The organism is Oceanobacillus sp. Castelsardo, assembly GCF_001659985.1.
In the GTDB taxonomy this organism is placed as follows: Bacteria; Bacillota; Bacilli; order Bacillales; family Amphibacillaceae; genus Oceanobacillus.
In genome coordinates this window covers 1-746 of the sequence record NZ_LYCS01000029.1, presented here as the reverse complement: position 1 = coordinate 746, position 746 = coordinate 1, and the positions used below count along the sequence as shown (strand labels likewise).

The window sequence follows — 746 nt, the reverse complement described above, 5'->3', positions numbered from 1 at the left end:
ATCTTGAGGCTAGCCCTAAAGCTATTTCGGAGAGAACCAGCTATCTCCGTGTTCGATTGGCATTTCACCCCTACCCACACCTCATCCCCGCATTTTTCAACATACGTGGGTTCGGGCCTCCAGTCAGTGTTACCTGACCTTCACCCTGGACATGGGTAGATCACACGGTTTCGGGTCTACGACCGCATACTAAATCGCCCTATTCAGACTCGCTTTCGCTACGGCTCCGTGTCTTCCACTTAACCTCGCATACAATCGTAACTCGCCGGTCCATTCTACAAAAGGTACGCCGTTACGCATTAACGCGCTTCGACTACTTGTAGGCACACGGTTTCAGGTACTCTTTCACTCCCCTCCCGGGGTGCTTTTCACCTTTCCCTCACGGTACTGGTTCACTATCGGTCACTAGGGAGTATTTAGCCTTGGGAGATGGTCCTCCCGGATTCCGACGGAATTCCACGTGTTCCGCCGTACTCAGGATACACTCCGGAGGAAATTCTTTTTCGATTACAGGGCTGTTACCCTCTTTGGCTAACCTTTCCAGGTTGATTCATCTAAAGAATTTCTTTGTAACTCACGTTAGAGTGTCCTACAACCCCAGAGAGCAAGCTCTCTGGTTTGGGCTGTTTCCGTTTCGCTCGCCGCTACTTGGGAAATCGCATTTGCTTTCTCTTCCTCCAGGTACTGAGATGTTTCAGTTCCCTGGGTGTGCCTCTTATACCCTATGTATTAAAGTATAAGTCCTG

At 50.0% G+C, this 746-nt stretch carries 1 rRNA gene; it reads right to left on the bottom strand.

From position 1 onward, the window contains the following. A 23S ribosomal RNA gene (locus A9178_RS18325) occupies nucleotides 1-746 on the bottom strand; the annotation flags it as partial.